General features: G+C 54.0%; 23 protein-coding genes. 17 read left to right on the top strand and 6 right to left on the bottom strand.

From position 1 onward, the window contains the following. Positions 1–78: 78 nt before the first annotated feature. From ABWO67_RS08070 to ABWO67_RS08020, 11 genes are all read left to right on the top strand, one after another. On the top strand, positions 79–1,059 hold the full coding sequence (locus tag ABWO67_RS08070; RefSeq protein ID WP_353150086.1) for a tripartite tricarboxylate transporter substrate binding protein: 981 nt from the start codon (positions 79–81) through the stop codon (positions 1,057–1,059). Between the two features lie 76 nt (positions 1,060–1,135). Continuing rightward, a complete protein-coding gene (locus ABWO67_RS08065; RefSeq protein ID WP_353150083.1) occupies positions 1,136–1,609 on the top strand; it encodes a tripartite tricarboxylate transporter TctB family protein in 474 nt (157 codons plus the stop codon). A 4-nt stretch (positions 1,610–1,613) separates the two neighbouring features. Continuing rightward, positions 1,614–3,122, top strand: coding sequence for a tripartite tricarboxylate transporter permease (locus ABWO67_RS08060; RefSeq protein ID WP_353150081.1), 1,509 nt, complete (start codon positions 1,614–1,616; stop codon positions 3,120–3,122). Continuing rightward, on the top strand, positions 3,115–3,870 hold the full coding sequence (locus ABWO67_RS08055; RefSeq protein WP_353150079.1) for an SDR family NAD(P)-dependent oxidoreductase: 756 nt from the start codon (positions 3,115–3,117) through the stop codon (positions 3,868–3,870). The genes ABWO67_RS08060 and ABWO67_RS08055 overlap by 8 nt, the downstream gene beginning before the upstream one ends. Positions 3,871–3,956: 86 nt before the next feature. Further along, positions 3,957–4,514, top strand: coding sequence for a TRAP transporter small permease (locus tag ABWO67_RS08050; RefSeq protein WP_353150076.1), 558 nt, complete (start codon positions 3,957–3,959; stop codon positions 4,512–4,514). 44 nt (positions 4,515–4,558) lie between these two features. Next, complete coding sequence (locus ABWO67_RS08045) at positions 4,559–5,839, top strand: TRAP transporter large permease subunit (RefSeq protein WP_353150073.1); 1,281 nt, start codon at positions 4,559–4,561, stop codon at positions 5,837–5,839. Between the two features lie 29 nt (positions 5,840–5,868). Further along, positions 5,869–6,909, top strand: coding sequence for a TRAP transporter substrate-binding protein (locus ABWO67_RS08040; RefSeq protein WP_353150071.1), 1,041 nt, complete (start codon positions 5,869–5,871; stop codon positions 6,907–6,909). 50 nt (positions 6,910–6,959) lie between these two features. Continuing rightward, complete coding sequence (locus ABWO67_RS08035; protein WP_353150069.1) at positions 6,960–8,744, top strand: IlvD/Edd family dehydratase; 1,785 nt, start codon at positions 6,960–6,962, stop codon at positions 8,742–8,744. A 119-nt stretch (positions 8,745–8,863) separates the two neighbouring features. Further along, the gene (locus ABWO67_RS08030) at positions 8,864–10,288 is read left to right on the top strand and encodes a cytochrome ubiquinol oxidase subunit I (protein WP_353150066.1); all 1,425 of its coding nucleotides are present in this window, start codon (positions 8,864–8,866) and stop codon (positions 10,286–10,288) included. Between the two features lie 9 nt (positions 10,289–10,297). Further along, entirely contained in the window at positions 10,298–11,305 is a 1,008-nt protein-coding gene (gene cydB / locus ABWO67_RS08025; RefSeq protein WP_353150063.1) for a cytochrome d ubiquinol oxidase subunit II, read from the top strand. Positions 11,306–11,319: 14 nt separating this feature from the next. Further along, positions 11,320–11,460, top strand: a complete 141-nt coding sequence (locus ABWO67_RS08020) for a DUF2474 family protein (RefSeq protein WP_353150060.1) — start codon at positions 11,320–11,322, stop codon at positions 11,458–11,460. A gap of 28 nt (positions 11,461–11,488) precedes the next feature. Here ABWO67_RS08020 and ABWO67_RS08015 read toward each other — a convergent pair whose 3' ends face one another. Further along, positions 11,489–12,922, bottom strand: coding sequence for an amidase (locus tag ABWO67_RS08015; RefSeq protein WP_353150058.1), 1,434 nt, complete (start codon positions 12,920–12,922; stop codon positions 11,489–11,491). Between the two features lie 169 nt (positions 12,923–13,091). On the opposite strand from ABWO67_RS08015, the gene ABWO67_RS08010 reads away from it, so the two are divergent. After that, complete coding sequence (locus ABWO67_RS08010; RefSeq protein ID WP_353150056.1) at positions 13,092–15,938, top strand: adenosylcobalamin-dependent ribonucleoside-diphosphate reductase; 2,847 nt, start codon at positions 13,092–13,094, stop codon at positions 15,936–15,938. Between the two features lie 130 nt (positions 15,939–16,068). Here the strand turns inward: ABWO67_RS08010 and ABWO67_RS08005 are convergent, their stop codons facing one another. The 5 genes from ABWO67_RS08005 to ABWO67_RS07985 all read right to left on the bottom strand — a co-directional run bounded on the left by ABWO67_RS08005 (position 16,069) and on the right by ABWO67_RS07985 (position 18,529). After that, complete coding sequence (locus ABWO67_RS08005; RefSeq protein WP_353150053.1) at positions 16,069–16,563, bottom strand: hypothetical protein; 495 nt, start codon at positions 16,561–16,563, stop codon at positions 16,069–16,071. A gap of 245 nt (positions 16,564–16,808) precedes the next feature. Next, positions 16,809–17,009 carry a hypothetical protein gene (locus tag ABWO67_RS08000; RefSeq protein WP_353150050.1) on the bottom strand — a complete coding sequence of 67 codons (201 nt, stop codon included), beginning with the start codon at positions 17,007–17,009 and terminating at the stop codon, positions 16,809–16,811. 45 nt (positions 17,010–17,054) lie between these two features. Continuing rightward, on the bottom strand, positions 17,055–17,747 hold the full coding sequence (locus ABWO67_RS07995) for a cytochrome b/b6 domain-containing protein (protein ID WP_353150047.1): 693 nt from the start codon (positions 17,745–17,747) through the stop codon (positions 17,055–17,057). Positions 17,748–17,799: 52 nt separating this feature from the next. Beyond that, complete coding sequence (locus ABWO67_RS07990; RefSeq protein WP_353150044.1) at positions 17,800–18,141, bottom strand: hypothetical protein; 342 nt, start codon at positions 18,139–18,141, stop codon at positions 17,800–17,802. Between the two features lie 22 nt (positions 18,142–18,163). Then, positions 18,164–18,529 (bottom strand): hypothetical protein, encoded by a 366-nt coding sequence (locus ABWO67_RS07985; protein WP_353150041.1) that lies wholly within the window; start codon positions 18,527–18,529, stop codon positions 18,164–18,166. 367 nt (positions 18,530–18,896) lie between these two features. Between ABWO67_RS07985 and ABWO67_RS07980 the strand changes: the two genes are divergently transcribed. From ABWO67_RS07980 to ribA, 5 genes are all read left to right on the top strand, one after another. After that, positions 18,897–20,249, top strand: coding sequence for a substrate-binding protein (locus tag ABWO67_RS07980; protein ID WP_353150038.1), 1,353 nt, complete (start codon positions 18,897–18,899; stop codon positions 20,247–20,249). 46 nt (positions 20,250–20,295) lie between these two features. Continuing rightward, complete coding sequence (locus tag ABWO67_RS07975) at positions 20,296–21,171, top strand: branched-chain amino acid ABC transporter permease (protein ID WP_353150035.1); 876 nt, start codon at positions 20,296–20,298, stop codon at positions 21,169–21,171. Continuing rightward, positions 21,168–23,009 carry a branched-chain amino acid ABC transporter ATP-binding protein/permease gene (locus ABWO67_RS07970; protein ID WP_353150032.1) on the top strand — a complete coding sequence of 614 codons (1,842 nt, stop codon included), beginning with the start codon at positions 21,168–21,170 and terminating at the stop codon, positions 23,007–23,009. Before ABWO67_RS07975 ends, ABWO67_RS07970 begins: the two co-directional genes overlap by 4 nt. Further along, on the top strand, positions 22,996–23,700 hold the full coding sequence (locus ABWO67_RS07965) for an ABC transporter ATP-binding protein (RefSeq protein WP_353150029.1): 705 nt from the start codon (positions 22,996–22,998) through the stop codon (positions 23,698–23,700). Before ABWO67_RS07970 ends, ABWO67_RS07965 begins: the two co-directional genes overlap by 14 nt. A 198-nt stretch (positions 23,701–23,898) precedes the next feature. Beyond that, on the top strand, positions 23,899–24,573 hold the full coding sequence (gene ribA / locus ABWO67_RS07960) for a GTP cyclohydrolase II (RefSeq protein WP_353150026.1): 675 nt from the start codon (positions 23,899–23,901) through the stop codon (positions 24,571–24,573). Positions 24,574–25,025 lie beyond the last annotated feature (452 nt).

The raw sequence follows: 25,025 nt of genomic DNA, 5'->3' as shown, positions 1-25,025 counted from the left end.
TGCGTCGACCAGAGTTGTTCAACGAGCAAGGCAGTAAAAGTACATAACCGTACATTCAAAAAAATCGGAGAGAGACAAATGAAAAATCAATTTTTGCTTAAGTCCGCACTGATTATTGTTGCTGGCTTGGTGGTTGGCACCGCCCAGGCCGCCTGGCCGGAAAGGCCTATCACCATGATCGTTCCATGGGGTGCAGGTGGCGGAACAGACGCAACGGCCCGGATTATTGCCGCGCAATTGGAAAAGGAACTGGGCCAGCCTGTAAACGTGGTGAATCGCACTGGCGGCAATGGTGTGGTGGGTCATTCCGCTATCGCCAAAGCCAAGCCCGATGGCTACACGCTGGGCATGCTGACGGTTGAAATCGCCATGATGAAGCGCCAGGGCCTGACCAATCTGTCGCCCGCCGACTACACCCCGTTGGCGCTCATGAATGTCGACCCTGCGGGTGTCTCCGTCAGTGCCGATTCCCCTTATAAAACCATGGCTGAATTGGTTGCTGCTATTAAAGCCAATCCGGGCAAGTTGAAGGCGTCCGGAACCGGGCAGGGCGGGATTTGGCATATCGCCATAGCTGGCTTGTTGAAAAACATCAAACTCAATCCTATCGATGTGCCTTTCATTCCGTCCAATGGCGCGGCGCCTGCCATGCTGGAGCTGGTTGCTGGCGGTGTCGATATCGTGCCGACGTCGCTGCCCGAAGCGCGCTCCATGATAGATGCTGGCAAGGCCAGGCCGCTTGCTGTCATGGCTAAAGAGCGCGAGGCGCTCTATCCCGATGTACCGACTTTGATGGAGACCATAGGCAGTGATTGGACTATCGGCGTATGGCGCGGTATTGCGGGGCCTAAAAACCTTCCTGCCGATGTCACCGAGAAGCTGGTGGTCGCCCTGAAGAACATCAATGAAAGCCAGGAATTCAAAGACTTCATGAAGCAGCGCGGCTATGGCATTGGGTACGCAGGGGGGGCGGAATATGGCGCTTTCATGCAGAAATCGGAACACGATTTAGGTGAGGTGATCTCTGCAATAGGCATGGCGCGCGAACCCGCCAAGTAAGTTCCATTGTCAAACTTCAAAGAAGCCTGGCGCTGGCGCCTTAAGGCCGGGCTTCTTGTTTCCTTTGCGAGCAACAATGAAAGTTAATGACGCACTTATTGGCTTGATGCTAGGCATTTTTTCGATTTTTGTCTTGTATATGGCCTTGTCTTTTCCACCTATTCCTGGCCAGAATTTTGGTGCAGGCCTGTTTCCTAAAGCGATCGGAATTGGGATGCTGATATGTTCAGTGTTGCTGATAGTGCAAGGAATAAAAAACAAAAAAAATGAACCTCCCATGGCCATGCCAGCCTGGTTGCATGATAAAGCAGCGGTGTTCCGCTTTTTGTTAGTACCGGCTTCGTTGGCGTTTTACTTTGTAATGGCCGATTTTCTGGGGTTTCTGTTAACCGCCGGCCTGTTGCTGTTGGTGTTGTTCCTGGCATTCAAAGTGCGCTGGCTAACCGCCATTATTGTTGCGGTGATAGGCGCTCTGCTGATTCATTTTATGTTCTACAGCATACTCATGGTGCCGCTGCCTTGGGGCCTGCTTGAAACGGTTGCGTGGTGATGCCATGGTATTGACTCATTTTCTAGCTGCCGTTCAACTCATATCGGACCCATTTGTACTGGGCGTCATACTCATTGCCGCCATATTTGGCTTGTTTGTGGGGGCGGTGCCGGGCTTGAGCGCGACCATGGCGGTGGCGCTGCTGGTGCCTATCACGTTTTTTATGGACCCGGTGCCCGCAATTGCGATGATGGTCACCGCAACGGCGATGGCAATTACTTCGGGCGATATTCCCGGCTGCTTATTACGTATTCCCGGTACTCCCTCGTCGGCGGCCTATACCGATGAGGCCTATAACATGACCAAAAAAGGTCAGGCCAATACAGCCTTGGGAGCGAGCATAGTTTTTTCCTTTGTCGGCGGCTTGTTCGGCACGTTTGTCCTGATCGTTGCAGCGCCGGTACTGGCCGACTTCGCCCTTAACTTTTCCTCGTACGAGTTTTTCTGGTTGGTGGTTCTGGGCTTGTCGTGCGCCATTTTTATTTCGCCTGCCAGCACGCTGAAGGGCTTTGTCTCGCTGCTGATTGGGCTGTTGCTGGCTTGTGTGGGGATGAATAACCCGTCGGCCTTTCCGCGCTTTACCTTTGGCAGCGAAGACATGCTTAACGGCGTGACGCTATTGCCCATGATGGTGGGCATGTTCGCCATTTCAGAGGTTTTGCGATATGCCACCGATTCTGAGCAAAAGAAGGTGGTAATAACAGCCCAGGTTGGCAATATTTTTTCTGGCATGTGGGGCTTGACCAAGAAGTATCCCGCTTCAATATTGCGGGGCTGCAGCCTGGGTACCGCGGTGGGGGCGCTGCCAGGTGCGGGCGCTGATATTGCAGCCTGGATGTCTTACGGTATCAGTAAGCGTTTTTCCAAAGAACCGGAAAAATTTGGCACGGGCCATGTGGAAGGTATTGTTGAGGCAGGCGCCGCCAATAATTCTGCCTTGGCTGGCGCATGGATTCCCGCCTTGGTGTTCGGGATACCGGGCGATTCCATTACTGCCATCGTCATTGGTGTGCTGTACATGAAAAACCTGGTGCCGGGCCCCATGATATTCACCAATAGTCCCGTGGAAATATATGCAATTTTCCTGGTCTTTATCCTGGCCAATATCATCATGCTGCCTCTGGGGTATCTGGCGGTCAAGCTGGCTCAGAAAGTTCTGAATGTGCCCAGGAATATCTTGATGCCCTTAATCTTGATCTTTTGCATTGTGGGTGTGTTTGCCATTAATAACAGCATTTTCGACGTAGTCGTCATGCTGTGCATAGGCCTGTTGGCTTATTTGATGGAAGAAAATGAAATCCCTATCGCGCCTGCTGTGCTGGGTGTGGTGTTGGGCGGCATGCTAGAGGAAAACTTTGTGTTTTCGATGATCAAGGCAGACGGCGATTTCCTGATGTTCTTTAGCCGGCCTATCGCTGCTGGTTTGGGAATACTCGCCATTGCGGTTTGGGTACTGCCGATTTTCATTGCGCTTTATAAAAAAATGTCTCGCCAGGAGGTGCAGTATGAGTGATTTAAAAGACAAGGTGGTGCTGATAACCGGGGCTTCTACAGGCATTGGAGCGGCTGTTGCCAAAGAATTTGGTAAGTTGGGCGCCAGCGTTGTGGTGCACTATTTTTCGTCCCCCGATGCCGCCAAGGCGGTGGCCGACGATATCGACGCGACAGGGCAGCGTGCCTTGACAGTACAGGGCGATCTGCACAGCACCAGCGCTTGTGAAAGCGTGGTTGCAGCAACCATCAAGAAATTCGGCCGCATCGACATCCTGGTCAACAATGCGGGCGCCTTGGTTAAGCGGGTGCCTATTACCGATATGAACGACGATGTATTTGATGATGTCGTCAATTTGAATGTGCGCTCGGTACTGATGTGCAGTAAGTTTGCTGTGCCGCACATGCCGGAAGGCTCTTCGATTATCAACCTGACCAGTGTCGCTGCCCGTAATGGCGGAGGGCCAGGATCGAGCCTGTACGCGGGATCCAAGGGCTTTGTCAGCACCATTACCAAAGGATTGGCAAAGGAATTGATACCCCGCAAGATACGCGTCAATGCTGTTGCCCCAGGCGTCATCACGACGCCATTCCACGAAAAGTTCACGACGCCTGAGCAGCTGGAAGCCATGCGCTCATCTATTCCCATGGGGCGGTTCGGGGTCGCGCAGGAATGCGTGGGCGCGTTCGTCTACTTGGCATCGAATAGCCAATCCGGCTATGTGACCGGCCAGATCATTGAGGTCAACGGCGGCCAGTACATGCCCTGACCGGTTATGTGTTGCTGCCTGGCTTCCAGTGCTATTGGAAGCCAGGCAGTTTTTAAGAAAAAATAATATCCATATCGAGACAAACAATGGACCAAAACAATAAAGGCGGCGCCACAGTCGTCGTAAAAAAAGTAGGAGACGCCATGTTTCGCCTGCTGGCAATGGCGATGGCTTTGTGCTTGTTGTTAATGCTGATTCTGGTGTTTGGCAATGTCGTCATGCGTTATGCCTTCAATTCGGGAATCATGATTTCTGAAGAAGTAGCACGCATGACTTTTGTCTGGCTGATTTTTATCGGCTCAGTTCTGGCTTTTCGATCCAAGCAGCATCTGGCCGTAAATATGATGGTGGTCAGGCTGCCCATAAAGACCCAGAAATTGATTCATGTCGTGCGTCAGCTGATTATTCTGGCGGTGCTTTGGCTGCTTATCGATGGTGGGTGGGCACAAACCATTATTGGCTTGAGCACCATAACGCCTGTGGCTGGGGTTCCTATTGCCGTTTTCAGCGGCGCCGTGTGGTTTAGCGCGGTAGCGATGGCGATGATGTTGGTGGCTGACCTGATTGTCGCCATCCGCGCGCCTGCCGTAGTGGAAAACGCCCCGAAGTTTCTGACGTCTCTCGATTACATCGAAGATATCTGAAACTCATCTGTCCATTGCCTTCACTAAAAAAAGAATAGAGCGTTATGACCGTATTGATTTTTGTAGGTGTACTACTGGGCTTTATGGCTTTTGGCATGCCCATTGCTTTTGCCTTACTGCTAAGCGCTATCGCGTTGATGTTTCATCTGTCGTTCTTCGACACCCAAATTCTTGCTCAGAATATGCTCACCGGCGCAGACAGCTTTGCGTTGATGGCAGTTCCTCTTTTCATGTTGGCGGGCGAGGCCATGAACGCGGGAGGCATGTCGCGCCGCATGGTATTTTTGGCCAGCACTTTCGTTGGGCATATAAAGGGCGGGTTGGGCTACGTGGCCATTATGGCCAGTATCCTGTTGGCGGCGCTGTCGGGTTCGGCCGTGGCCGATGCCGCCGCGCTGGCTGCCATGCTGGTGCCCATGCTGCGCAGTCGCGGCTACGACATGAATCAAGCGACCGGCCTGATTGCCGCAGGCGGCATTATTGCGCCCATTATCCCGCCATCCATTTCCTTTATCATTTTTGGAGTGGCTGCCAACGTCTCGGTCACCAAACTGTTCATGGCGGGCATTGTGCCTGGCTTATTGATGGGGCTGACGCTGGTGCTGGTATGGGCATGCGTGTCGTCCAAGTCCAAAACAATACAGTCTTCCCCCAAAGAGCCTTGGCCCATTCGTGCGAAAGCCATGAAAGAGTCGGGTTGGGCATTGATGCTGCCCATCATCATTATTGGCGGATTGCGCGGCGGTATTTTTACGCCGACCGAGGCGGCTGCAGTCGCTGCGGTGTATGCCTTGTTTGTTGGCATGGTGATTTATAAAGAAATTACCATCAAAAGCCTGTATCCCTTGCTGGTCAATGCGGCCATGACCACCGCCATTGTCATGTTTTTGGTTGCGGCGGCCCTGGTTACGTCTTACATGATTACCTTGGCCGACCTTCCACAGGCGCTTATTGAAATGTTGGGTCCGCTGGTCGAATCGCCCATGTTGCTGATGTTCTGCATTGTTATTTTGCTGACTTTGATCGGGACAGCGATGGACTTGACGCCTACCATTTTGATCCTGGCGCCAGTGTTAATGCCTGTGATTAAAAAGGCTGGCATAGACCCCACTTATTTCGGAGTGATATTCATCATGGTTGGATGTACCGGCTTGTTGACGCCGCCGGTAGGCACTGTATTGAATGTCGTTTGCAGCGTGGCAAAGATCAGGATGGAAGACATTATCAAAGGGGTTTGGCCATATGTTTTGGCATACACCGGGTTAATTGCATTGTTGGTTATTTTTCCAGAAATTGTGTTGGCTCCGTTACGTTGGTTTTATTAAAAAAGTAAATTAAAAAAGGGTGGAAACAAATGTCGAATCTATTTAAAAAAACGTTCAACCTCAAGAATGCCGTCTTGGGTTTTGCTGCCGTGGCAGCCTTGGGTGTTGCATCGCATGACGTCATGGCGAAGGATATCAAGACGCGTGTCGTTCGCTTCGGGTACGGGCTGGCTGATGAAAGCCCTACGGGCAAGGCTACCCGCTACTTTGCCGAACAAGTTAAGCAATTAAGTGACGGCAAAATCAACGTCAAAACCTATGGCAACGGCGCCTTGGGTTCCGATGAGCAAATGCAAAATGCCCTGATAGGCGGCTCTCAGGAAATGACTTTTGTGTCCACCGCGCCGCTGGCGGGCATGGTCAAGGAATATGGCGTGTTCGATCTGCCTTTCCTGTTCGATAACGAGAAGGTTGCCGACTATGTTCTGGACGGCCCTGAAGGCAAGAAGCTGCTAGATAAGCTGACCGACAAGGGGCTGATCGGCCTTGTGTATTGGGAAAATGGTTTTCGCAATATTACCAACTCGCGTCATGAAATTTCAAAAGCCAAAGACCTGGAAGGCATCAAGCTGCGCGTGATGCAAAACCAGGTGGCGCTAAGCGTATTCAAGGGCTTGGGTGCTAATGCCATTCCCATGCCGTTCACCGAGTTATTTACTGCGCTTGAAACTAAAACAGTCGATGGCCAAGAGAATCCGCTTAGCACGATACAAACCAGCAAGTTCTATGAAGTCCAGCCCTACCTGACTATTTCCAATCACGTTTACACACCGTTTGTGCTGTTGGCGTCGAAAAAATGGTGGGATGGATTATCGGCTGATGAGAAAGGCGTAATTGAACAGGCAGCGAAAGAAGCGCAAACCTTCCAGCGCAAAGAAAGCCGTGAAGGCAATATTACCGCGCTGGCCTATCTTAAAGATCATGGCTTGAAAGTATCCGAATTTTCGACTGCTGAAAAAGAGAAAATTCGTGAAGATTTGGCCCCGATTTTGGCCGATTTGAAAGTCAAGATCGGCGAACCGACTGTCGATGCGATTTTGGCAGAAGCGAAAAAAGGCCAAGCGCTGTAATGACCGTTCCATTCAATTTTTGCAGACATAGCATCTAAGGGGATCCAGCAATGGCTACACCAGAAAAATCCCAGCTACGCAGCCGCCGATGGTTCGATAATCCGTCGGACCCGGGTATGACGGCTTTGTATCTTGAACGTTATATGAACTACGGGATTACACGAGAGGAGTTACAGTCGGGCAAGCCGATTATCGGGATTGCGCAGACCGGATCCGACCTTTCCCCATGTAATCGCCATCATATAGAGCTTGCTACTCGCGTGCGGGACGGGATACGGGATATGGGAGGGATTCCTATCGAATTCCCCGTACATCCCATCCAGGAAACAGGAAAGCGGCCGACCGCCGCTTTGGACCGCAACCTGGCATACCTTGGGCTGGTGGAAGTCCTGCACGGCTATCCTTTGGATGGAGTGGTGCTTACCACCGGCTGCGACAAAACTACGCCCGCGTGCTTGATGGCCGCTGCTACCGTCAATATTCCGGCCATTGTCTTGTCCGGTGGTCCGATGCTGGATGGTTGGTGGCGCGGCAAGCTCGCAGGTTCAGGTACGGTCGTCTGGGATGCGCGCAAACGATTCTCGGCCGGCGAAATCGGTTACGACGAATTCATGAATAATGTTGCATCGTCCGCGCCGTCCGTTGGGCATTGCAACACCATGGGTACGGCTTTATCGATGAACTCCCTGGCGGAAGTCCTGGGCATGTCCTTGCCTGGGTGCGCGGCAATTCCAGGCCCTTATCGCGAACGAGGCTGGATGGCCTACGAAACTGGCCGCCGGATTGTCGGCATGGTCAATGAAAACCTGCGGCCGTCCGACATCATGACCAAAGCTGCGTTTGAAAATGCTGTGGTCGCAGCTGCAGCGTTGGGCGCCTCGTCGAACTGTCCCGTCCATATGATTGCCATTGCACGTCATATGGGGGTGGAGCATACGCTGGACGATTGGCAGCGGCTTGGCCCGCAGATTCCCTTGCTGGTGGATTGCCAGCCGGCCGGGCGTTACTTGGGCGAAGCATTTCATCGTGCGGGCGGAGTGCCGGCTGTGATGAAAGAATTGCTCAAGGCTGGAAAGCTTAATGGCCAGGCGCTGACGGTAACCGGAAAGTCTGTTGCAGATAACCTGCAAGATGTCGGGGAGGCGGATCATGATGTGATTCGCGAGTATCAGACGCCTCTGCGGGAATCCGCCGGCTATATCGTATTAAGCGGCAACTTGTTTGACAGCGCCGTGATCAAGACCAGCGTTATCGATGAAAACTTCAGGAAGCGTTTCTTGTCCGATCCGCAGCATCCGAATGTGGTCGATTTGAAAGCGATCGTTTTTGAAGGCCCCGAGGATTACCACGAGCGGATCGAGAGTCCCGATCTTGGCGTTGATGAGATGTCGCTGCTTGTCATTCGCAACTGCGGGCCGGTTGGCTACCCAGGTGGGGCAGAAGTCGTGAACATGCAGCCGCCTGCTTCTTTGATGGCCAAAGGCATAGACACCTTGCCCACCATGGGCGACGGCCGCCAGAGCGGCACATCGGCAAGCCCTTCTATCCTGAACGTGACGCCAGAGGCCGTAGTCGGCGGCGGGCTAGCCCTTATCAATACAGGCGACATGATCCGGATAGACCTGAATAACTGCCGTGTCGACTTGCTTGTTACCGAAGATGAATTTGCACGTCGCAAGGCGGCGTGGGTCAAACCTGTTCTGCTTAATCAAACCCCTTGGGAAGAGATTTCCCGCAGCATGGTAGGGCAGCATGGAACAGGTGCTTGTCTGGAGCCTGCGACCTTGTATCTGGATATCATCCAGCAGCGTGGAGAGTCGAGAAACAATCATTAATCGACTGACAATCTTGATGGAAGTTGTCATCTGGCAGCGCCGGAGTATTATCTAACAAGCCGGCGCTGCGAGCGCTCGCTGTTTTACTCATCGTATGCGACTACAACGAGGAGCGCTGCATGGATGTCGACGCGTTATTGCTGGCCCGGATACAGTTCGGTTTCACGATTTCATTTCATATTATTTTTCCCGCCATCACTATCGGTCTTGCCAGCTATCTGGCTGTGCTAGAAGGCTGTTGGCTAAAGACCCAGAATTTCGTATATCGGGACCTTTACCATTTCTGGGTCAAAATTTTTGCTGTCAATTTCGGTATGGGCGTCGTGTCCGGCCTGGTCATGGCGTATCAGTTCGGAACCAACTGGAGCTATTTTTCTGACTTCGCCGGCGGCGTGACCGGACCACTGCTGGCTTACGAGGTGTTGACAGCCTTCTTTCTGGAAGCCGGATTCCTGGGTGTCATGCTGTTTGGCTGGACGCGTGTCGGTCCGGGACTGCATTTTTTCGCAACCATCATGGTGGCGCTTGGCACGCTGATGTCCGCGACATGGATACTGGCCTCCAACAGCTGGATGCAAACGCCGGCCGGATATGAAATTATTGGTGGCCGGGTCGTGCCGGTGGATTGGCTCGCGGTTATCTTCAACCCATCATTCCCTTACCGCCTGGCGCATATGGGCGTGGCTGCTTTCCTGGCGACAGCGTTGATGGTAGCCGCTTCGGCCGGTTGGCATTTGTTGCGCAATAACGATAACCAGGCAATCCGCAAGATGCTGTCAATGGCCATGTGGATGATACTTATCGTGGCGCCTCTGCAGGCGGTGATTGGGGATTTTCATGGCCTTAATACGCTTAAGCATCAACCGGCGAAAATCGCCGCGATAGAAGGCCATTGGGAAAACACCCCGGGTGCGGGCGTTCCGTTGACGCTGTTTGGCTGGCCGGACATGGAAGAGGAAAAAAACCACTTTGCACTGGAAATTCCACGCTTGGGCAGCCTCATTCTTACCCATAGCTGGGATGGTCAGTTTGCGGGCCTCAAAGAATTTCCCAAGTTAGACAGGCCTAACGCAACGGTCGTGTTCTGGACCTTTCGGGTTATGGTCGGCCTGGGGGTGCTGATGATCGCCCTGGCCCTATGGGCAGCATGGGCGCGCTGGCGCGGCCGCTTATACGAGTCTCGCGGGTTATGGCGTTTTGCCGTGTACATGGGGACTAGCGGCCTTGTGGCCATATTGGCAGGCTGGTTTACGACGGAAATCGGGCGCCAGCCATGGATAGTCTATAACGTCATGCGCACCGCCGATGCAGTAACACCGCATGGTGCCCTGGAAGTCGGCATTACGCTTGCCTTGTTCGTGGTTGTGTATTTCGTTTTGTTTGGCGCCGGAATCGTCTATATCTTGCGGTTGATACGCAAAGGTCCGATCCCTTACGAGGGCAAAGTCCCACTGCAAGGGGGCCCAGGCGAGAAGCGTACGCCAAGCAGGCCGATGTCCGCGTCGTCTGATGATATAGACGGCACGCAGAGACACGTCACTTAAGGAGCAATTATGGGTATCGACTTGGCTTTGCTATGGGCCATTATCATTATGTTCGGCATCCTTATGTATGTGGTGATGGACGGTTTTGATTTAGGCATAGGCATACTCTATCTCTTTGTCAAAGGCAAAGACGACCGCGATGTCATGATGAATACCGTCGCACCGGTCTGGGACGGGAATGAAACCTGGCTGGTGCTGGGCGGGGCGGGGCTGCTGGCCGCATTTCCGTTAGCCTATTCCGTGATACTTAGCGCATTCATGCTGCCGCTTATCTTCATGCTGCTGGGGCTTATTTTCCGAGGAGTCGCTTTCGAATTCCGGTTCAAGGCCTCCGAACAAGGTCGCCATTTCTGGGACAAGGCATTCATCGGAGGATCGATTGCCGCCACATTCTTTCAAGGGGTGACGCTAGGCGCCTATATCCAGGGTATCAAGGTGGTAGATCGTTCCTATGCGGGAGGTCCGCTGGACTGGCTGCAGCCATTTCCGATATTTACCGGGCTTGGCTTGATTGTGGCCTACGCGTTGTTGGGATGTACCTGGCTCATCCTGAAAACCGAAGGGCCGCTGCATGACCGCATGCGCCAGCTTGCCCGGCCGCTTACGCTGGTGTTGCTGGGCACGATAGTCGTGCTTAGCATCTGGACGCCCTTGACCGATAGCGCCATCGCCCAGCGCTGGTTCAGTTTACCGAACCTGTTTTGGTTTGCGCCTGTACCTTTGCTCGTGTTGCTGGTCACCTATTATCTGCTTCGCTCCCTGAATAAAGATCCACATGCCGGGCCATTTCTGCTTACGCTCGCACTGATATTTCTGGGCTATAGCGGGTTGGGTATCAGCGTGTGGCCCAACATCATTCCGCCCGATATCAGCATCTGGGATGCGTCTGGCCCGGCGCAAAGCCAGGGCTTTACGCTGGTCGGGGCCTTGCTTATTGTTCCGCTTATTCTTATGTATACCGCATGGTCTTACTACGTATTTCGCGGCAAGGTCAAAGTCGGTGACGGGTACCACTAATGCGGGGCAAGTCGATGAAAGCGTCTTCTTCCTGGGGAAAGCGGGTAGCCTGGTTGCTAGGTATATGGGTGGCCAGCGTGGGTGCGCTGGCCCTTGCCGCCTGGCTGCTGCGTCTGGTGATGAGCTGGGTGGGAATGACCGCTGACCATAGCTGAAAAGACCGGCTAGTGTGTATGCGCAAAGTCAGAGCAGCGGGCTGGCAATGCGGGCGTAGCCGCTGGCTTGATCGTAGGCATGCCCAATACGGAGCAGGGCGCTTTCCTGTCCGGGGGCGGCCATGATCTGTATGCCCATAGGGTAGCCTTCGGGGCCGAAACCGGCCGGCGCAGCGAGTGTAGGCAGGCCTGCCATGGTGGCGGGAATTACCGCTTGCATCCAGCGGTGGTAGGTATCCATGGCTTGCGTGCCAATACGCTGGGGCCAATGAGTTTCAGCGGCAAAAGGAAATACCTGGGCCGACGGCAGAATCAGATAATCATAAGTGGTGAACAGGGCTTGAACGGTTTCTTTCCAGGCCAACTGGGTCTGGCGGGCGCTGTCAATGTCGGCTGCTTGCAAGGCCAAGCCGCGCTCTATCTCCCAGACGGCCTCAGGTTTTAACAGTGCACGGGTTGCAGGATCGTTATACAGATCCTGGTTGGCGGTGGCGACAGTCAGGCTGCGTAGATCTATCCAGGCTCGCCATAGTGCGTTGAAATCAAAAGCAGGGGTAGCGGCTTCTGTCTTGGCGCCCAGCGCAGCGAAATGGTTCAAGGCTGATTCGCATAAAGGAATAATGCCGGGCTCCATAGGCAGATGGCCGTTCAGGTCGCCCAGCCAGCCTATTCGTGTGTGGCTGAAGTCCTGCTGTAGCGCCTGTTGGTAAGCAGGCAAGGTCAGTGGTTGCGGCTGGTTTTCATTGAGAATGTTTTTTCCCGCCATAACAGACAGCAACAATGCCAGGTCGGGAATGTTTCGCGCCATGGGCCCAGATACGCTGAATTCGGGATGGGCGTTTTGCGGGATGCTGCCATGGGGAACCAGGCCCGGCGTAGTCCGTAGACCGAACACATTGTTGAACGCCGCAGGCGTACGTAGAGAACCCATCATGTCGCTGCCATCGGCTACGGGAAGCATGTGCAAGGCCACGGCGGAAGCTGCCCCACCGCTGCTGCCACCGGCCGAGCGCTGGGGGTTGAAAGCATTGCGGGTAATGCCGTAGACTGGATTGTAAGTATGTCCGCCCAAGCCGAACTCGGGTGAATTGCTGCGGCCTATGAACAGGGCGCCCGCATTGCGCATGCGGGAAAAGCTAATGGCGTCTTCGTTGGGTACACTGTTCTTGAAAATGGGCGAGCCGCGTGTCGTGACCATCCCGGCCACCGGGAGGATATCTTTAGGGGCTTGCGGCAAGCCATACAGCAGGCCAGGAATGTGGTCTTGGGCGAGCGCAAGGTCGTGGGCGGCGGCATCGTCAAGCAGCGCGCCGTGGTCTCGCATAGCCACCAGGGCATTGGCTTGGGGATTCAGTCGATCAATGTGCGCCAAGTAGGCGCTCATGACTTCCTGGCAAGATACATTGCGGTTGCGTATGGCGTCTGCCAGTTCGACTGCATTAAGTTCTACAAGTGGATGCATGAGGGCTATGGGAAAGGTTGCTTTGGGTTACAGGGAAAAGGGCGTGCCATTGATCGACGTCATTAGCGGCATCGATTCGATATGCTAACGTAATTAGCTCGACAAACCATTACTACGGCATTGGTCGTTGTTTTCTATAAGGTTTGTCGCAGACACCAAGGAATAAAGCATGCAACAACTGGAAAGCACCGCAATTGCGCTGGCCGAGCCGCAAGATATTTCGACCGAAGTGCTGATCGAGAAGTACGCCAAAGGCGGCGAAAAAAGCATACTTGAAGTGCGAACGCGTGTGGCCACAGCGCTGGCGCAGGTCGAAGAGCCCAAGCATCGCAATAAATATGCACAAGAATTCTTGTGGGCGATGCAGCATGGCTTCATTCCGGCAGGTCGGGTAAATAGCGCCGCCGGTACCGACTTGCAAAGCACGTTGATCAATTGTTTTGTGCAGCCGGTGGGCGACTCCATTACAGAACGTGTCGATGGCAAGCCGGGCATCTATACCGCATTGGCCCAGGCCGCCGAAACCATGAGGCGCGGCGGCGGGGTGGGTTATAACTTTTCCGCCATACGTCCGCGCGGCGCCAAGGTTAAAGGCACGGGCAGCAGCGCTTCGGGCCCAATTTCCTATATGCGGGTTTTCGACCGCTCATGCGAAACCGTCGAATCCGCCGGCGCCCGTCGCGGCGCGCAAATGGCTGTGGTCAATGTCACCCATCCTGACGTGATGGAATTCATCACCGCTAAACAAGAACGCGGCCAACTGAATAATTTCAATGTCTCGGTCGGCGTTACCGACGAATTCATGCAGGCCGTCGAAGCCGATGCGCCGTTTGAACTGATTCATTCCACAGAGCCCAATGCCGACCTGAAAGATAAAGGGGCTTATCAGCGCGACGACGGGCAGTGGGTATACCGCAGCGTGCAGGCTCGCGAAGTATGGGATCTGATCATGCAAAGTACATACGCCGCGGCCGAGCCCGGCGTGCTGTACCTGGATCGGATCAACGCTGAAAACAACCTGTCGTATTGCGAAACGATTGAAGCCACCAATCCTTGCGGCGAGCAGCCCTTGCCTGATTATGGTTGCTGCTGCCTGGGCAGCCTGAACCTGACTGCCTATGTAACGGCTCCGTTTACGGCCAAGGCTGCGTTCGACTTCACGCAAATGCGCAAGGCTACCAAGCTGGCCATACGCATGCTCGATAATGTCCTCATCGCGACCAAATGGCCGCTGGAAGAACAAAAACGCGAAGCCGATGCCAAGCGCCGCCTGGGGCTGGGGTTTACGGGGCTGGGTGATACCCTGATCATGCTCGGCGTTCCCTACAATACCGAGCAAGGCCGTGAACTGGCTGCCGATATGGCGCGTGAAATGCGTGACGCCGCTTACGAGGCGTCGGTCGATCTTGCCAAGGAACGTGGCGCTTTCCCGTTGCTTGATACTGAAAAGTATCTGCAAGGTGGCTTTGCGTCCCGCTTGCCGGAGGACATCAAAAAGGCCATTCGCAAGCATGGCATTCGCAATTCCCACCTGACGTCCATTGCTCCTACCGGCACGATTTCGCTGGCCTTTGCCGACAATGCTTCCAATGGCATAGAACCTGCATTTTCGTGGTTTTATAACCGTATGAAACGCATGGGGGATGGCAGTAAAAAAGACTACACAGTCGAAGATCATGCCTACCGGATCTATCGGGCCATGGGGGGCGATACCGATAACCTGCCCGCTGCGTTCGTGTCGGCGCTGGAAATTTCAGCAATCGACCACATGTTGATGGTCGCCGCAGTGGCACCGCACGTAGATGCGGCAATTTCGAAAACAGTGAATGTGCCGGTCGATTATCCCTACGAAGAATTCAAAAATCTTTATATGGAAGCATGGCGCCGCGGCCTGAAAGGCATTACTACTTATCGTCCCAACAATATCCTGGGCGCGGTATTGTCAGTGCCTGATGCCGAGTCCAGCACACCCCAGCCCATTACCTTGTCGGAGCAGGATAAGCGTTTGGTGCTGACTGAAGTCGCCATGTCGCCGCCATTGGCTTCCTTGCGCTGGCCGTCCCGTCCCGGTTTGCCCGCCGGCGCGTCAGGTTGGGTCAGCGAAACCATCCATACGCCGCAAGGTGAGTTTGCTGTGGTCGTGGCTGATCAGGCCAATGTGCCATTCGAAGTGTGGGTCTTGGGCGGGCAGCCGCCGCGAGGCCTTGACGCCATTGCCAAGACTTTGTCTACCGATATGCGCGCCAATGATCGCGGCTGGCTGCGCAAGAAACTTTCCGTGTTGTCCAACGCCTATGGTGATGGCTTCCAAATGCCCATGCCGCCCCAAGGCGACATGGTTCAGGTACCTAGTGCCACGGCAGCGCTGGCACGGTTGGTGGAGTGGCGCTATAACGCTTTGGGCGCGCTCGATACCAAAGAAACCGATCCTACGCCCGTGCTTAATGCGCTTTTCGCCCCTCATGAACCCAAGACGGGCACCGACGGTACGCTTGCATGGGTCGCCGACGTGCGCAACCCATCGACCGACGACGACTTCGTTCTAATGCTGAAAGAACTGCAAATGCCCGACGGTAGCCGTCGCCCTTACAGCATGTGGCTTACCGGCGCGCACCCTCGGGCGCTGGATGGGCTATGCAAGTTGTTAAGCCTGGACATGCGCGTGGTCGATCCCGCCTGGATAGGCATGAAGCTGCGCAAGCTGCTTAACTATGCCGAACCACGCGGAGACTTCCTTGCTCGCGTTCCCGGAAGCGACAGGCAAGCCAACTATCCCTCGACGGTAGCGTATGTGGCGCAACTGGTTATTCACCGTTATGCCATGCTGGGCATCCTTACCGAAGACGGCACGCCCATTAACGCCATGGGTGTGGTGGCCGACGAACCGGCTCAACATGTTGCCGCCGGAATGACCATGAAGGGCAAGCCTTGCAACGAATGCGGTAACCACGCCGTCATCAAGAAAGATGGTTGCGATTTCTGCACCGCTTGCGGTGCGATAGGCAGCTGCGGTTAAGGTTTTAAACCTCTTGGCGGGGGCGGCCCAACTGTTGCGGGCAACACCGAAAAAAGCCTGCGGATATTTTCGCAGGCTTTTTTTTGTTACGGCCAGTCGCGTGCCATATTAATGGCACCGCATGAGGCCTTCAGCGTTTGCGTGTCGCGCGATGCTTCACAGTTTTCCCGTCGTACACATAGACGTCAATTTGGTTAGGCGTATGAGTACTGGGCGTTTGCAGGGTTAGCAGGCGCCGGGTGGCGGTCACTTTGATTTGCTCGTTGCAGGAACCGAATTCAGGCGACATTTTATAGCCTGATTTTTCCAGCACCACCCATCGGTAGCTGATAGGGCATCCGTTATTGCCGGTATTGATTGAAACAAGCGCCACTCGCGAGGTGGGCATGTCGAACGCATAGGTAATATTAATAATGCCGCGCACTTGCGGATCCACGTCGGTGTTGTCTACCTGAAGGCGCGATTCATACACATAATCGTTGCTGGCTACATGTAAGGTTCCGTACGGCGTAGGTAACAGCAACCTGGATGGGCTGACCGGCCACGTGGTTTGCGATGGGAGGGCAGCAGGGCTGCCAAGCATCAGTAGCATGCCGGCCAGAAGGCTAAGTAGGGAAGCGGACATGGAGCGGGAATTCATATTTAGAACCTGAATGAACACCTTCAGTGGGTGCCCGGACTGCTTTGGGCCACAATGCCTGCCGACTATTAATGAAAGCAGGACCGTTTATTACATTTATGCGCTGGAATACTATGTTTGGTTACATTAATGCGCTGTAAATTCCACCTTTTGTAAATGCTATTACATTTCATTTTTGCGTGATATGCAAGTCGCTTTATGTCATAAATGCAAATAAGGCCAGATTTTTTCTATGGCGTGGTATACATCAGGTACAACAGGGTAATCGTCATTAGTGAAAAATAGACGATAACGCCGGCAATCAGGCTTTTGAAGAAGTTCTTAAACCTCAGGCTGAAGGTGGCGCCATGCATGGGGCCCAGCCGGTGTACGTTCCACCACCAAACGCTGCCGGCGGCAAATATGCTGAGTAGGATGATTCCAATTTTCATTGGCTTAGTGTAGCCGGGTAAGGATGGCGAGAACGGTAGGGTGTTTCAGTAGAAAGAGTCTGCGGCAGGCGCCAGGGTGGTAAGCCACCATACGGCGAGACCGGCAGCTGTCGCCAGAGCCAGCGCCTTCAGGCGCATCTTCCAGCTGTCTTGTGCGCCCGGCACCGACTGGCCTGTGAGGGCATTCATCTGGGCATTCCCATGGATCATGGCCGCGACCAGATTTTTCCGCCTCTTGATGCGATACCAAAGAATGGCTGCAATGTGCAATGAAACCAAGCCTATCAGAACCCATTCATTCAGCTTGTGCAGACCGGTAAGCGTAGCGGACCAACTTTCGTCCAGCGAGGCCAATGGCCCGGCAGTGAGAACGTCGTCATTGGCGAAAAGTCCGCTGAATGCCTGAAAACCTATGGACAGCAAAAGCGCTATCACTGAATAGGCGCCCAGGGGATTGTGGCCGGCTATATGGGGTATTCTGCCGCGCAGGTAATTCCATACGGTACGGGGACTTCGCACGAACTGGTTGAATCGCGCATAGCGGGAGCCTGCCACGCCCCAGATCAGTCGGAAAATGATCAACCACAGCGTGATCAGTCCAAACCTTACGTGCCAGTCCATCCACAAACCGCCGACCTTGACGCTGATAAAGGATCCGGTAATGCAAATAACCAACGTCCAGTGGAACAAGCGGGTAGGCAAATCCCAGATGCGGATTTTAGCGATAGTTGTAGTCATGGCGGATTCGTAAAGGCTCGAATTTGGTACCTTCTAATGCTTCACAACTGGCTTAATGCAGGCTGGTTTGGTTGCTGCGGTTCAGCAGTTCGACCAGCTTTTGCTTGAGTCCGGACGAAAAAATGGGAACCAGCACCAGATTGTTCGTCGCGTTTATCAACGATTTGATTTCAATAAACTGGCTGGTGAAAGCCGTGGTGTTGCGAGCATTTTTTTCATAGGCTTGCAGCAGTTTATTCGCAGCGGCCTGTGCCTGGAAAAGCACGGTTTCCGGTTGCTCTGATGCGCGTCCCGTGTAGTGCGTGATCAAACGGTCCATATCGTCGAGAAACAAGCTGAGCGCAAAGTCTCCGCGACAGTCGGCTCGCTCGTATCCCCATTGCTTTGTAGTCATGTGCACTCCATGTTGTCGGCGGCTAGTTGATAGTGCGCGATGCTTGCTGCTGGGCTTGCATTTCGATTATCAACTGCTCAAGGTGGGGCGACGTATGCAACGCCAATACGGGCGTGGTGTCGGGCTCGGAATCGTCGTGCTCAAGTTCCAACTGGATGCTTTGGCCATCGAAGGCATCCGGATTGGCCTGTATTTGCACATATTGGTTCAGCAGGCGGTCAACCGCTTTCTGAGCTTCGAACAATTGCACAGCCAGCGAGGACTTTGCGTGAAGCGTGAACTGTTGTTCGATGGTTTTTGCCAGATCCCAGCTAAAAAACATAAGAGCCTTCTGGCCGTGGCATTCGGGGTGAAGAAAGCCCCAGGATTCGGTTGGTGTGATATTCAAATTACGTATCTTTCAAGATTAAGGCGGCAAGCGCCCTAGATTGGCGAGCCTAATGCTAAGGGATATCCCTTGATTTTATCCGGGTTTTGCCTGACGTGGTCCAGGAGCTCGAATGACGGGCCGCGGTTCGCAAAAAACAACATTTTGTTATGTAAGTTCTGCGTCAGTTTCAAATTGTATTTCTAATACTGACTGCAATGATTCAACGGAAATTCACCAGGCAGTCAAATAATCAAAGCCCTTGCCGCCTGGCAAGATGGCAATAAATACGAGACTAGCATTTTCTATCAGTTTTTCTGCATCAGCTTTTTGATCTTTTTATATCGTAAGGCGATGCTTTTGCTTGTATAACAAAAGGAGACTCAGGATGGATGACAAGAAATCAAACCGCGGCGTTGGGATGGATCGCCGCGCTATGCTCAAAATGGGTGCTGGTACCGCCGCAGCCGCCATGCTGCCAGGTGCGCCTGGCTTGGCTTTGGCTGCTGATGAAAAGAAACCTGTGGGGAACTACCCTGCAGGGGTGGAAGGGGATTCAGTCTTCGTAGGGCTTCCGCTGGATCTTACCGGCCCTTATTCGGCAGAAGGCGCCGATGAGCGCAAAGGCTATGAACTGGCCATTGAACAGATCAATGCCGGCGCCGAGCAAATCAAGAAAATTTCGCCATTGACCAAAAAAGGCATTTTGGGCAAGACCGTGAAATTTGGTGTCGCCGATGCCGAAACCAAGCCGAATACAGCGGTTCAAGCGGCCAGCCGCTTCATTCATGACAACAAAGCCATGATGATTTCCGGTAGCGTCAGCAGCGCTGTGGCGATTGCTTTGCAGAAAGTGTGCGACCGCGAAAAAACCATTTATCTGGCCGCTATCAGCGGGTCGAACGAAACGACGGGCGTGGATTGCCAGCGCTACGGTTTCCGGTTATGCCATTTCGCCTATTCGGCATCCAAGGCGATTGCTCCGGTGCTTGCAAAGAATCTGGGCAAAGACCGCAAGGCGATATACCTGGTTCCCGACTACACGTATGGTCATACCACTTATGACTCGATGGTCGAATTCACCGAGAAGCAGGGGTGGAAGACGGTAGGTGAACAGGTTCATCCGTTGGGCGCCAAGGACTACAGCTCTTACCTGATCAATATCGCCAATAGCAACGCCGATACTTTGGTTGTTGTGGCGTATGGGGCGGACGCGGCCAATTCGATCAAGCAGGCGAAGCAGTTCGGAATTCTGGACAAAATGGCGTTGGTAGTGCCTTACATGGCACCGTTCCTTGGTGAAGAGGTTGGTCCTGAAATCATGCAAGGCGTATACGGTGCGACCGGCTTCTGGTGGACGCTGCAAGATAAGTACCCAATCGCCAAGGATTTTGTGGAAGCCTTCGAGAAGAAGTTTGGCGGTAAGCCGCATGATTCGGCTTATATCGCCTATCTGCAGACCGCGCTATGGGCGGACGCCTGCGAACGGGCTGGTGGTTTCTATCCACCCGACGTCATCAAGGCGTACGAGAAGGGCGAGAAGCGCCAGGGGCCTGTCGGGGAGGTGTATTTCCGCGCTGAAGATCACCAGGGCATTATCAATTTCCCGATTGTGCGCGGCAAGAAGCCGGGCGACATGAAAAGCAAGGAGGATTTGTTCGATATCGTCGAGGTGGTCGATGGCGCCAACGTCGTGCCGGAGTTGGGGGTGCTGGGATGCAAGCTGGGCGCTTACGCGTAAGTCTGACGACCGTGTTTAGCGCAGTTACTTGAAAGGAGGAGCTTGAATGCCGAGCATGTCGTTATTCTTGTCGCAGCTATTCAATGGGCTTGCCACAGGCCTGTTGTTGGCGCTTATCAGTACCGGTTTGACCATTATCTACGGCACGCTCGGTGTTGTAAATTTCGCGCATGGTGCCCTGTTCGTTGTCGGGGCCTATGCCGGCTTTACCGCCTATGGCATGACGGATTCGTTTGTCATTGCCATTGCCGCCGGTGCCTTGTTCACGCTGTTCGTGGGCCTGGTTATCGAGCGCGGCGTGATGCGCATGTATTACGGGCGCCCGCCGGAAGACCAAATACTTGTCACCTTCGGTATAGGCATCATCTTGATCGAAGCGGTGCGGGCCGTTTACGGGGGCATTAGCTTATCTGTGCCGACTCCTGCCTGGGGGCAGGGGGTCGTTCATATCGGTTCGCTGATTTATCCGCTTTATCGTTTGCAGGCGTTGGGGATTGCCGCCGGTACCCTTGCTGTTTTGTATTTCATCTTGTATCGCACCAGCCTGGGATTGATCGTTCGGGCCGGGATCGAAGACTCGCAGATGGTCAACGTTCTGGGTATCAATGTCAAACGTACTTTTCTTTTGGTATTCGGCATCGGAGCCATGGCGGCGGGTTATGCCGGCGTCATCGATTCTCCTATTGTGACCCTGGCGCCGGATATGGGGCACCGGATACTTGTCGACTCATTCGTGGTTGTCGTCATCGGTGGCGTCGGGTCATTTCCCGGCGCCATTGTCGGCGGCATTATCGCGGGTGAAATACTTAGCCTTACTTCTATGTTTGATCCTGCTTATTCTGATGTGATGCTGTTTGTTGTGATGGCTTTGGTGCTTATCTTCCGCCCGCAGGGCTTGATGGGTCAGGAGGGTCGGGAATGAATACGCAAAATCGATCAGGCGTCGTAATGCGCCGACAGCTCCCTGAATTGGTCGTGGGGGTTTGCTTACTGGCTGCGCCTTTTGTGTTGCCGTCTTTGGGCATGAGTGCCGATTTGCTGACGCGCATATTGATCTGGGCGTTGTTCGGCCTTGGGTTTGATTTGCTCTTTGGCTATACCGGGCTATTGTCGTTTGGCCAGGCGGCGTTCTACGGAACAGGCGGCTTCGTAGCTGCTTATTTGCTAACGTCGGGCATTGTTCCACATATGCTGCTGGCCTTATTGATAGGCACAGTCGTGGCGGCAATAGCCGGCTTAATCATCGGCTACCTGACCTTGCGTCGCACGGGCATTTACTTCGCCATGAGTACGCTGGCTTTCGGCGAGATGTTCTATTTCTTGCAGAACTCCTCCTTCAAGCGGTATACGGGGGGAGAGAACGGAATAGCCGGCGTTCCACCGCCGGAAATCGCACTGGGCTTCACGACTATTCACATTTCCAGCGGCTGGCCGATGTACTGGTTCGTGGCGATTTTCTTTTTTGTTGGCTACTTGATTGCGCGACGCATTGTGCGTTCGCCTTTCGGAGCAGTCCTCAAGGCGATACGAGGCAATCCTAAACGCGCAATGGCGCTGGGCCATGCAATACAGGGTTATAAACTGACGGTGTTTGTCATTGCGGCGGCCTATGGAGGGCTTGCGGGCGGCTTGCTTGGGGTCTTCCAGGCGTATATGCCACCGGACGCCTTTTCCCTGGATACATCGTCGCAATTGGTGATCCAGACCGTCATGGGCGGCGCGGGGACACTACTGGGACCGTTGTTTGGCGCCACCATTTGGCTCTACCTGTATGAGGGGCTGCAGCAGATCGCCAATATTGGCGCCTATTGGAAGCTGATACTGGGCATTGTGTTTGTGGTGCTGGTCACGGTGTTTCGCCATGGGGTTGCGGGAGGCGTATTGGATTACTTCAAGCGCCGTCGCCGTACAAACAAAGAGATCGATCCCGAGGCCGATGCCAAAGTCAGTCCGCAACTTGATATCTTTGCGCCCATATCGTCGCTTAGTCCTGGCGCGCCCGTGCTGGAAGCACGAGGCATCACCAAGCAATATGGCGGGTTGACGGCAGTCAACGATGTGACATTCGCCTTGGCAGAAGGTGAAATGCGCGGTGTCATTGGACCTAACGGCGCAGGCAAGTCCACCTTTTTTGCGATGCTGGCCGGTGAGTTGCCGACGACTTCCGGGCAGGTGTTTTTTCGCGAACAGGAAATCACCGGTATCGGGGTGACGGCGGTTTGCCAGCTTGGAATGAGCAAAAGCTATCAGATCAACCAACTCTTCGAGTCGTTGACGGTCAGGCAAAATGTCATGATTCCCGTACTGGCGCGCAGCCGCGGCAAGTTCCGCACGGATATGCTGCGGGGTCTGCACCATTCAGAGGGACTGGACGGCCAGGTCAATGCGGCAATCGAACTCGTAGGCCTGGCTCATCAGGCTGACACCATGATTTCCGAACTTCCGTACGGCGAAAAGCGCCGTCTGGAAATTTGCCTGGCCTTGGCCACGGGCGCCAATGTCTTGTTGTTTGACGAGCCTTTGGCTGGTCTTGGGCCGGAAGAGCGTGTGCACGTGGTAGCGCTACTTAAATCGATACGCAAAGGTCGCAGCATGGTTATTGTCGAGCACGACATGGATGCCATGTTCGAATTGGCTGAACGGATCACCGTACTATATGAAGGCCGTAAACTGGCAGAAGGCACACCCGACGAAATTCGGATGGACCCGGCTGTGCAGGCGGCCTATCTCGGAGGGATGGACGAGCATGAGTCTGCTTGAGGTCGATAAAATCAACAGCTTTTATGGGGATTCCCACATCCTCTTCGACGTCTCCATGCGAGTCGAGGAGAACGAGGTGGTGGCCTTGCTGGGGCGTAATGGAGCAGGCAAGAGCACGACGCTCAAATCCCTGATGGGCATGGTGCAGCCTAAAAGCGGCATCATTCGTCATAATGGCACTGAAGTGCAGCGTTTACTTCCGTACCAATTGGCCAAGCGAGGCATTCAGTTGGTGCCTGAAGAGCGGCGTATTTTTGGACAAATCACCGTCCAGGAAAACCTGCAGCTTGCCGCCATGACCGCAGAGCAGCCTCGTTCGCTGGAAGCTATTTACGAAACCTTTCCGCGATTGGCCGAGCGCAAGCGCAATCGTGGAAAGCAGCTTTCCGGCGGCGAGCAGCAAATGCTGGCCATTGCCCGAGCCATGATACGAAACGCCAACATCATTTTGCTGGACGAACCCTTTGAGGGGTTGGCGCCGTTGATCGTGCGCGACTTGATCGAGGTATGCCGTAATCTTGCCGAAACCGGGCATACGGTGGTCATTGTCGAGCAGAATGTCCGCGCGGCACTGTCTTTGGCAAACCGCTGCTACATTATCAACAACGGCCATATGGTCTATGAAGGCACCCCCGCGGAATTGCATGCGGACAACACCATCATAGAAAAATATTTGGGGGTTAAAGTCTGATCGTTCAGTAGGCGGGACGGTGCGAGTCAGTCTCGCCTACTACTCCAGATTTCATTGCAGAAGTATCATGCAGGTTGTGCTTGCGGCTTTTCTTGTGCCGCAGGCGGAGGTTGAGTAGGGCGTGGCGGCAAATCGGCCGCACGCAATACGGCATTGAAGAATGTTAACCTCCGTTGTCTTCCTGTTTTGAGGTTATTTATGCAGCCCACGCATGGCGCTGACACTGGCGTATTCGAAAGCAAAAAATCAGTTGATGAACGAATCGAGTCTGCCGGACAGCAACTCGATTACGTCGCATCAAGTCAGTTACCCACGCCGTGGGCGACGTTTGGCATACATGTGTTTGTCGAATCGGCCACTGGTAAAGAACATTTGGCACTGACTTTAGGCGAGGTCGGTGATGGCAAGCCTGTGCTGGCGAGAGTGCATTCAGAATGTCTGACCGGCGATGCGTTGTTTAGTCAACGCTGTGATTGCGGCGCGCAACTCGAAACGGCAATGAAGGCTATTGCGGATGAGGGCCGTGGCGTGGTGCTGTATATGCGACAGGAAGGGCGCGGTATAGGTCTTGTCAACAAGATACGGGCTTATCAGTTGCAGGACGAGGGCGCGGACACGGTAGAAGCGAACGAGCGTTTGGGGTTTCCGGCGGATATGCGCCGCTATGATTTGTGCAGACCGATGCTGGATCATTTCGGGATTACGTCGTTGCGTCTTATGACGAATAATCCGCGCAAGGTGAATACGCTGGAGAGTCTTGGGGTGCCTATTGTTGAGCGGGTGCCGATTCAGGTGAATCGCAATCCGTTCAATGAAAACTATTTAAGCACTAAAGCTGCGAAGTTGGGGCATTGGTTGAAAGAGCATTTGTAGTCGGTGTTTTGCGCTTGATTAGCGTGTCAAGTTTCCGGCGTCAGCGTGGTGTGTCTAATTCGAGTGCCAGGTCCCTTGCGTTAACGTTTCTTTTTTGACACGCGTGCCAGATCCAGGGAGGAGGTGTTTTGCTCCTCGTTGCCGGTTCGTCGCCCTGCGGCGCCGAACATCGCATCGTCCCGCTCGTCCGCCCATTCGGGCTACCTTCGCGTGCGTCTCGCTCGTCACCGAAAGTCGCTGCAACACCTCCTCCCTGGATCTGTCCCGCTGCGTCATGGAAGATTGAAACATCGCAGGGACGGGCAGCTTGCTTGGCATCCTTGTGTGGGACTGGCGATTGGCGACTATTCGCTCTACGACGACGCCTATTGCAATTGCCACCGCGACCACGGCTTATACCTGTCTCAATGTCCGTAGAGCCTCGGCTGGCGGGGCGCGTAGGACAAGCGCAT

The organism is Pollutimonas bauzanensis (assembly GCF_040393045.1).
In the GTDB taxonomy this organism is placed as follows: Bacteria; Pseudomonadota; Gammaproteobacteria; order Burkholderiales; family Burkholderiaceae_B; genus Pollutimonas; species Pollutimonas bauzanensis_A.
This window is presented reverse-complemented; position numbering and strand designations above follow the sequence as displayed.

What these genes read in the sequence shown, in the direction of transcription:
- ABWO67_RS08070 (WP_353150086.1), top strand. Translation starts at nt 79, where the DNA reads ATGAAAAATCAATTTTTGCTTAAGTCCGCACTGATTATTGTTGCTGGC.
- ABWO67_RS08065 (WP_353150083.1), top strand. Translation starts at nt 1,136, where the DNA reads ATGAAAGTTAATGACGCACTTATTGGCTTGATGCTAGGCATTTTTTCG.
- ABWO67_RS08060 (WP_353150081.1), top strand. Translation starts at nt 1,614, where the DNA reads ATGGTATTGACTCATTTTCTAGCTGCCGTTCAACTCATATCGGACCCA.
- ABWO67_RS08055 (WP_353150079.1), top strand. Translation starts at nt 3,115, where the DNA reads ATGAGTGATTTAAAAGACAAGGTGGTGCTGATAACCGGGGCTTCTACA.
- ABWO67_RS08050 (WP_353150076.1), top strand. Translation starts at nt 3,957, where the DNA reads ATGGACCAAAACAATAAAGGCGGCGCCACAGTCGTCGTAAAAAAAGTA.
- ABWO67_RS08045 (WP_353150073.1), top strand. Translation starts at nt 4,559, where the DNA reads ATGACCGTATTGATTTTTGTAGGTGTACTACTGGGCTTTATGGCTTTT.
- ABWO67_RS08040 (WP_353150071.1), top strand. Translation starts at nt 5,869, where the DNA reads ATGTCGAATCTATTTAAAAAAACGTTCAACCTCAAGAATGCCGTCTTG.
- ABWO67_RS08035 (WP_353150069.1), top strand. Translation starts at nt 6,960, where the DNA reads ATGGCTACACCAGAAAAATCCCAGCTACGCAGCCGCCGATGGTTCGAT.
- ABWO67_RS08030 (WP_353150066.1), top strand. Translation starts at nt 8,864, where the DNA reads ATGGATGTCGACGCGTTATTGCTGGCCCGGATACAGTTCGGTTTCACG.
- cydB (WP_353150063.1), top strand. Translation starts at nt 10,298, where the DNA reads ATGGGTATCGACTTGGCTTTGCTATGGGCCATTATCATTATGTTCGGC.
- ABWO67_RS08020 (WP_353150060.1), top strand. Translation starts at nt 11,320, where the DNA reads ATGAAAGCGTCTTCTTCCTGGGGAAAGCGGGTAGCCTGGTTGCTAGGT.
- ABWO67_RS08015 (WP_353150058.1), bottom strand. Translation starts at nt 12,922, where the DNA reads ATGCATCCACTTGTAGAACTTAATGCAGTCGAACTGGCAGACGCCATA.
- ABWO67_RS08010 (WP_353150056.1), top strand. Translation starts at nt 13,092, where the DNA reads ATGCAACAACTGGAAAGCACCGCAATTGCGCTGGCCGAGCCGCAAGAT.
- ABWO67_RS08005 (WP_353150053.1), bottom strand. Translation starts at nt 16,563, where the DNA reads ATGTCCGCTTCCCTACTTAGCCTTCTGGCCGGCATGCTACTGATGCTT.
- ABWO67_RS08000 (WP_353150050.1), bottom strand. Translation starts at nt 17,009, where the DNA reads ATGAAAATTGGAATCATCCTACTCAGCATATTTGCCGCCGGCAGCGTT.
- ABWO67_RS07995 (WP_353150047.1), bottom strand. Translation starts at nt 17,747, where the DNA reads ATGACTACAACTATCGCTAAAATCCGCATCTGGGATTTGCCTACCCGC.
- ABWO67_RS07990 (WP_353150044.1), bottom strand. Translation starts at nt 18,141, where the DNA reads ATGACTACAAAGCAATGGGGATACGAGCGAGCCGACTGTCGCGGAGAC.
- ABWO67_RS07980 (WP_353150038.1), top strand. Translation starts at nt 18,897, where the DNA reads ATGGATGACAAGAAATCAAACCGCGGCGTTGGGATGGATCGCCGCGCT.
- ABWO67_RS07975 (WP_353150035.1), top strand. Translation starts at nt 20,296, where the DNA reads ATGCCGAGCATGTCGTTATTCTTGTCGCAGCTATTCAATGGGCTTGCC.
- ABWO67_RS07970 (WP_353150032.1), top strand. Translation starts at nt 21,168, where the DNA reads ATGAATACGCAAAATCGATCAGGCGTCGTAATGCGCCGACAGCTCCCT.
- ABWO67_RS07965 (WP_353150029.1), top strand. Translation starts at nt 22,996, where the DNA reads ATGAGTCTGCTTGAGGTCGATAAAATCAACAGCTTTTATGGGGATTCC.
- ribA (WP_353150026.1), top strand. Translation starts at nt 23,899, where the DNA reads ATGCAGCCCACGCATGGCGCTGACACTGGCGTATTCGAAAGCAAAAAA.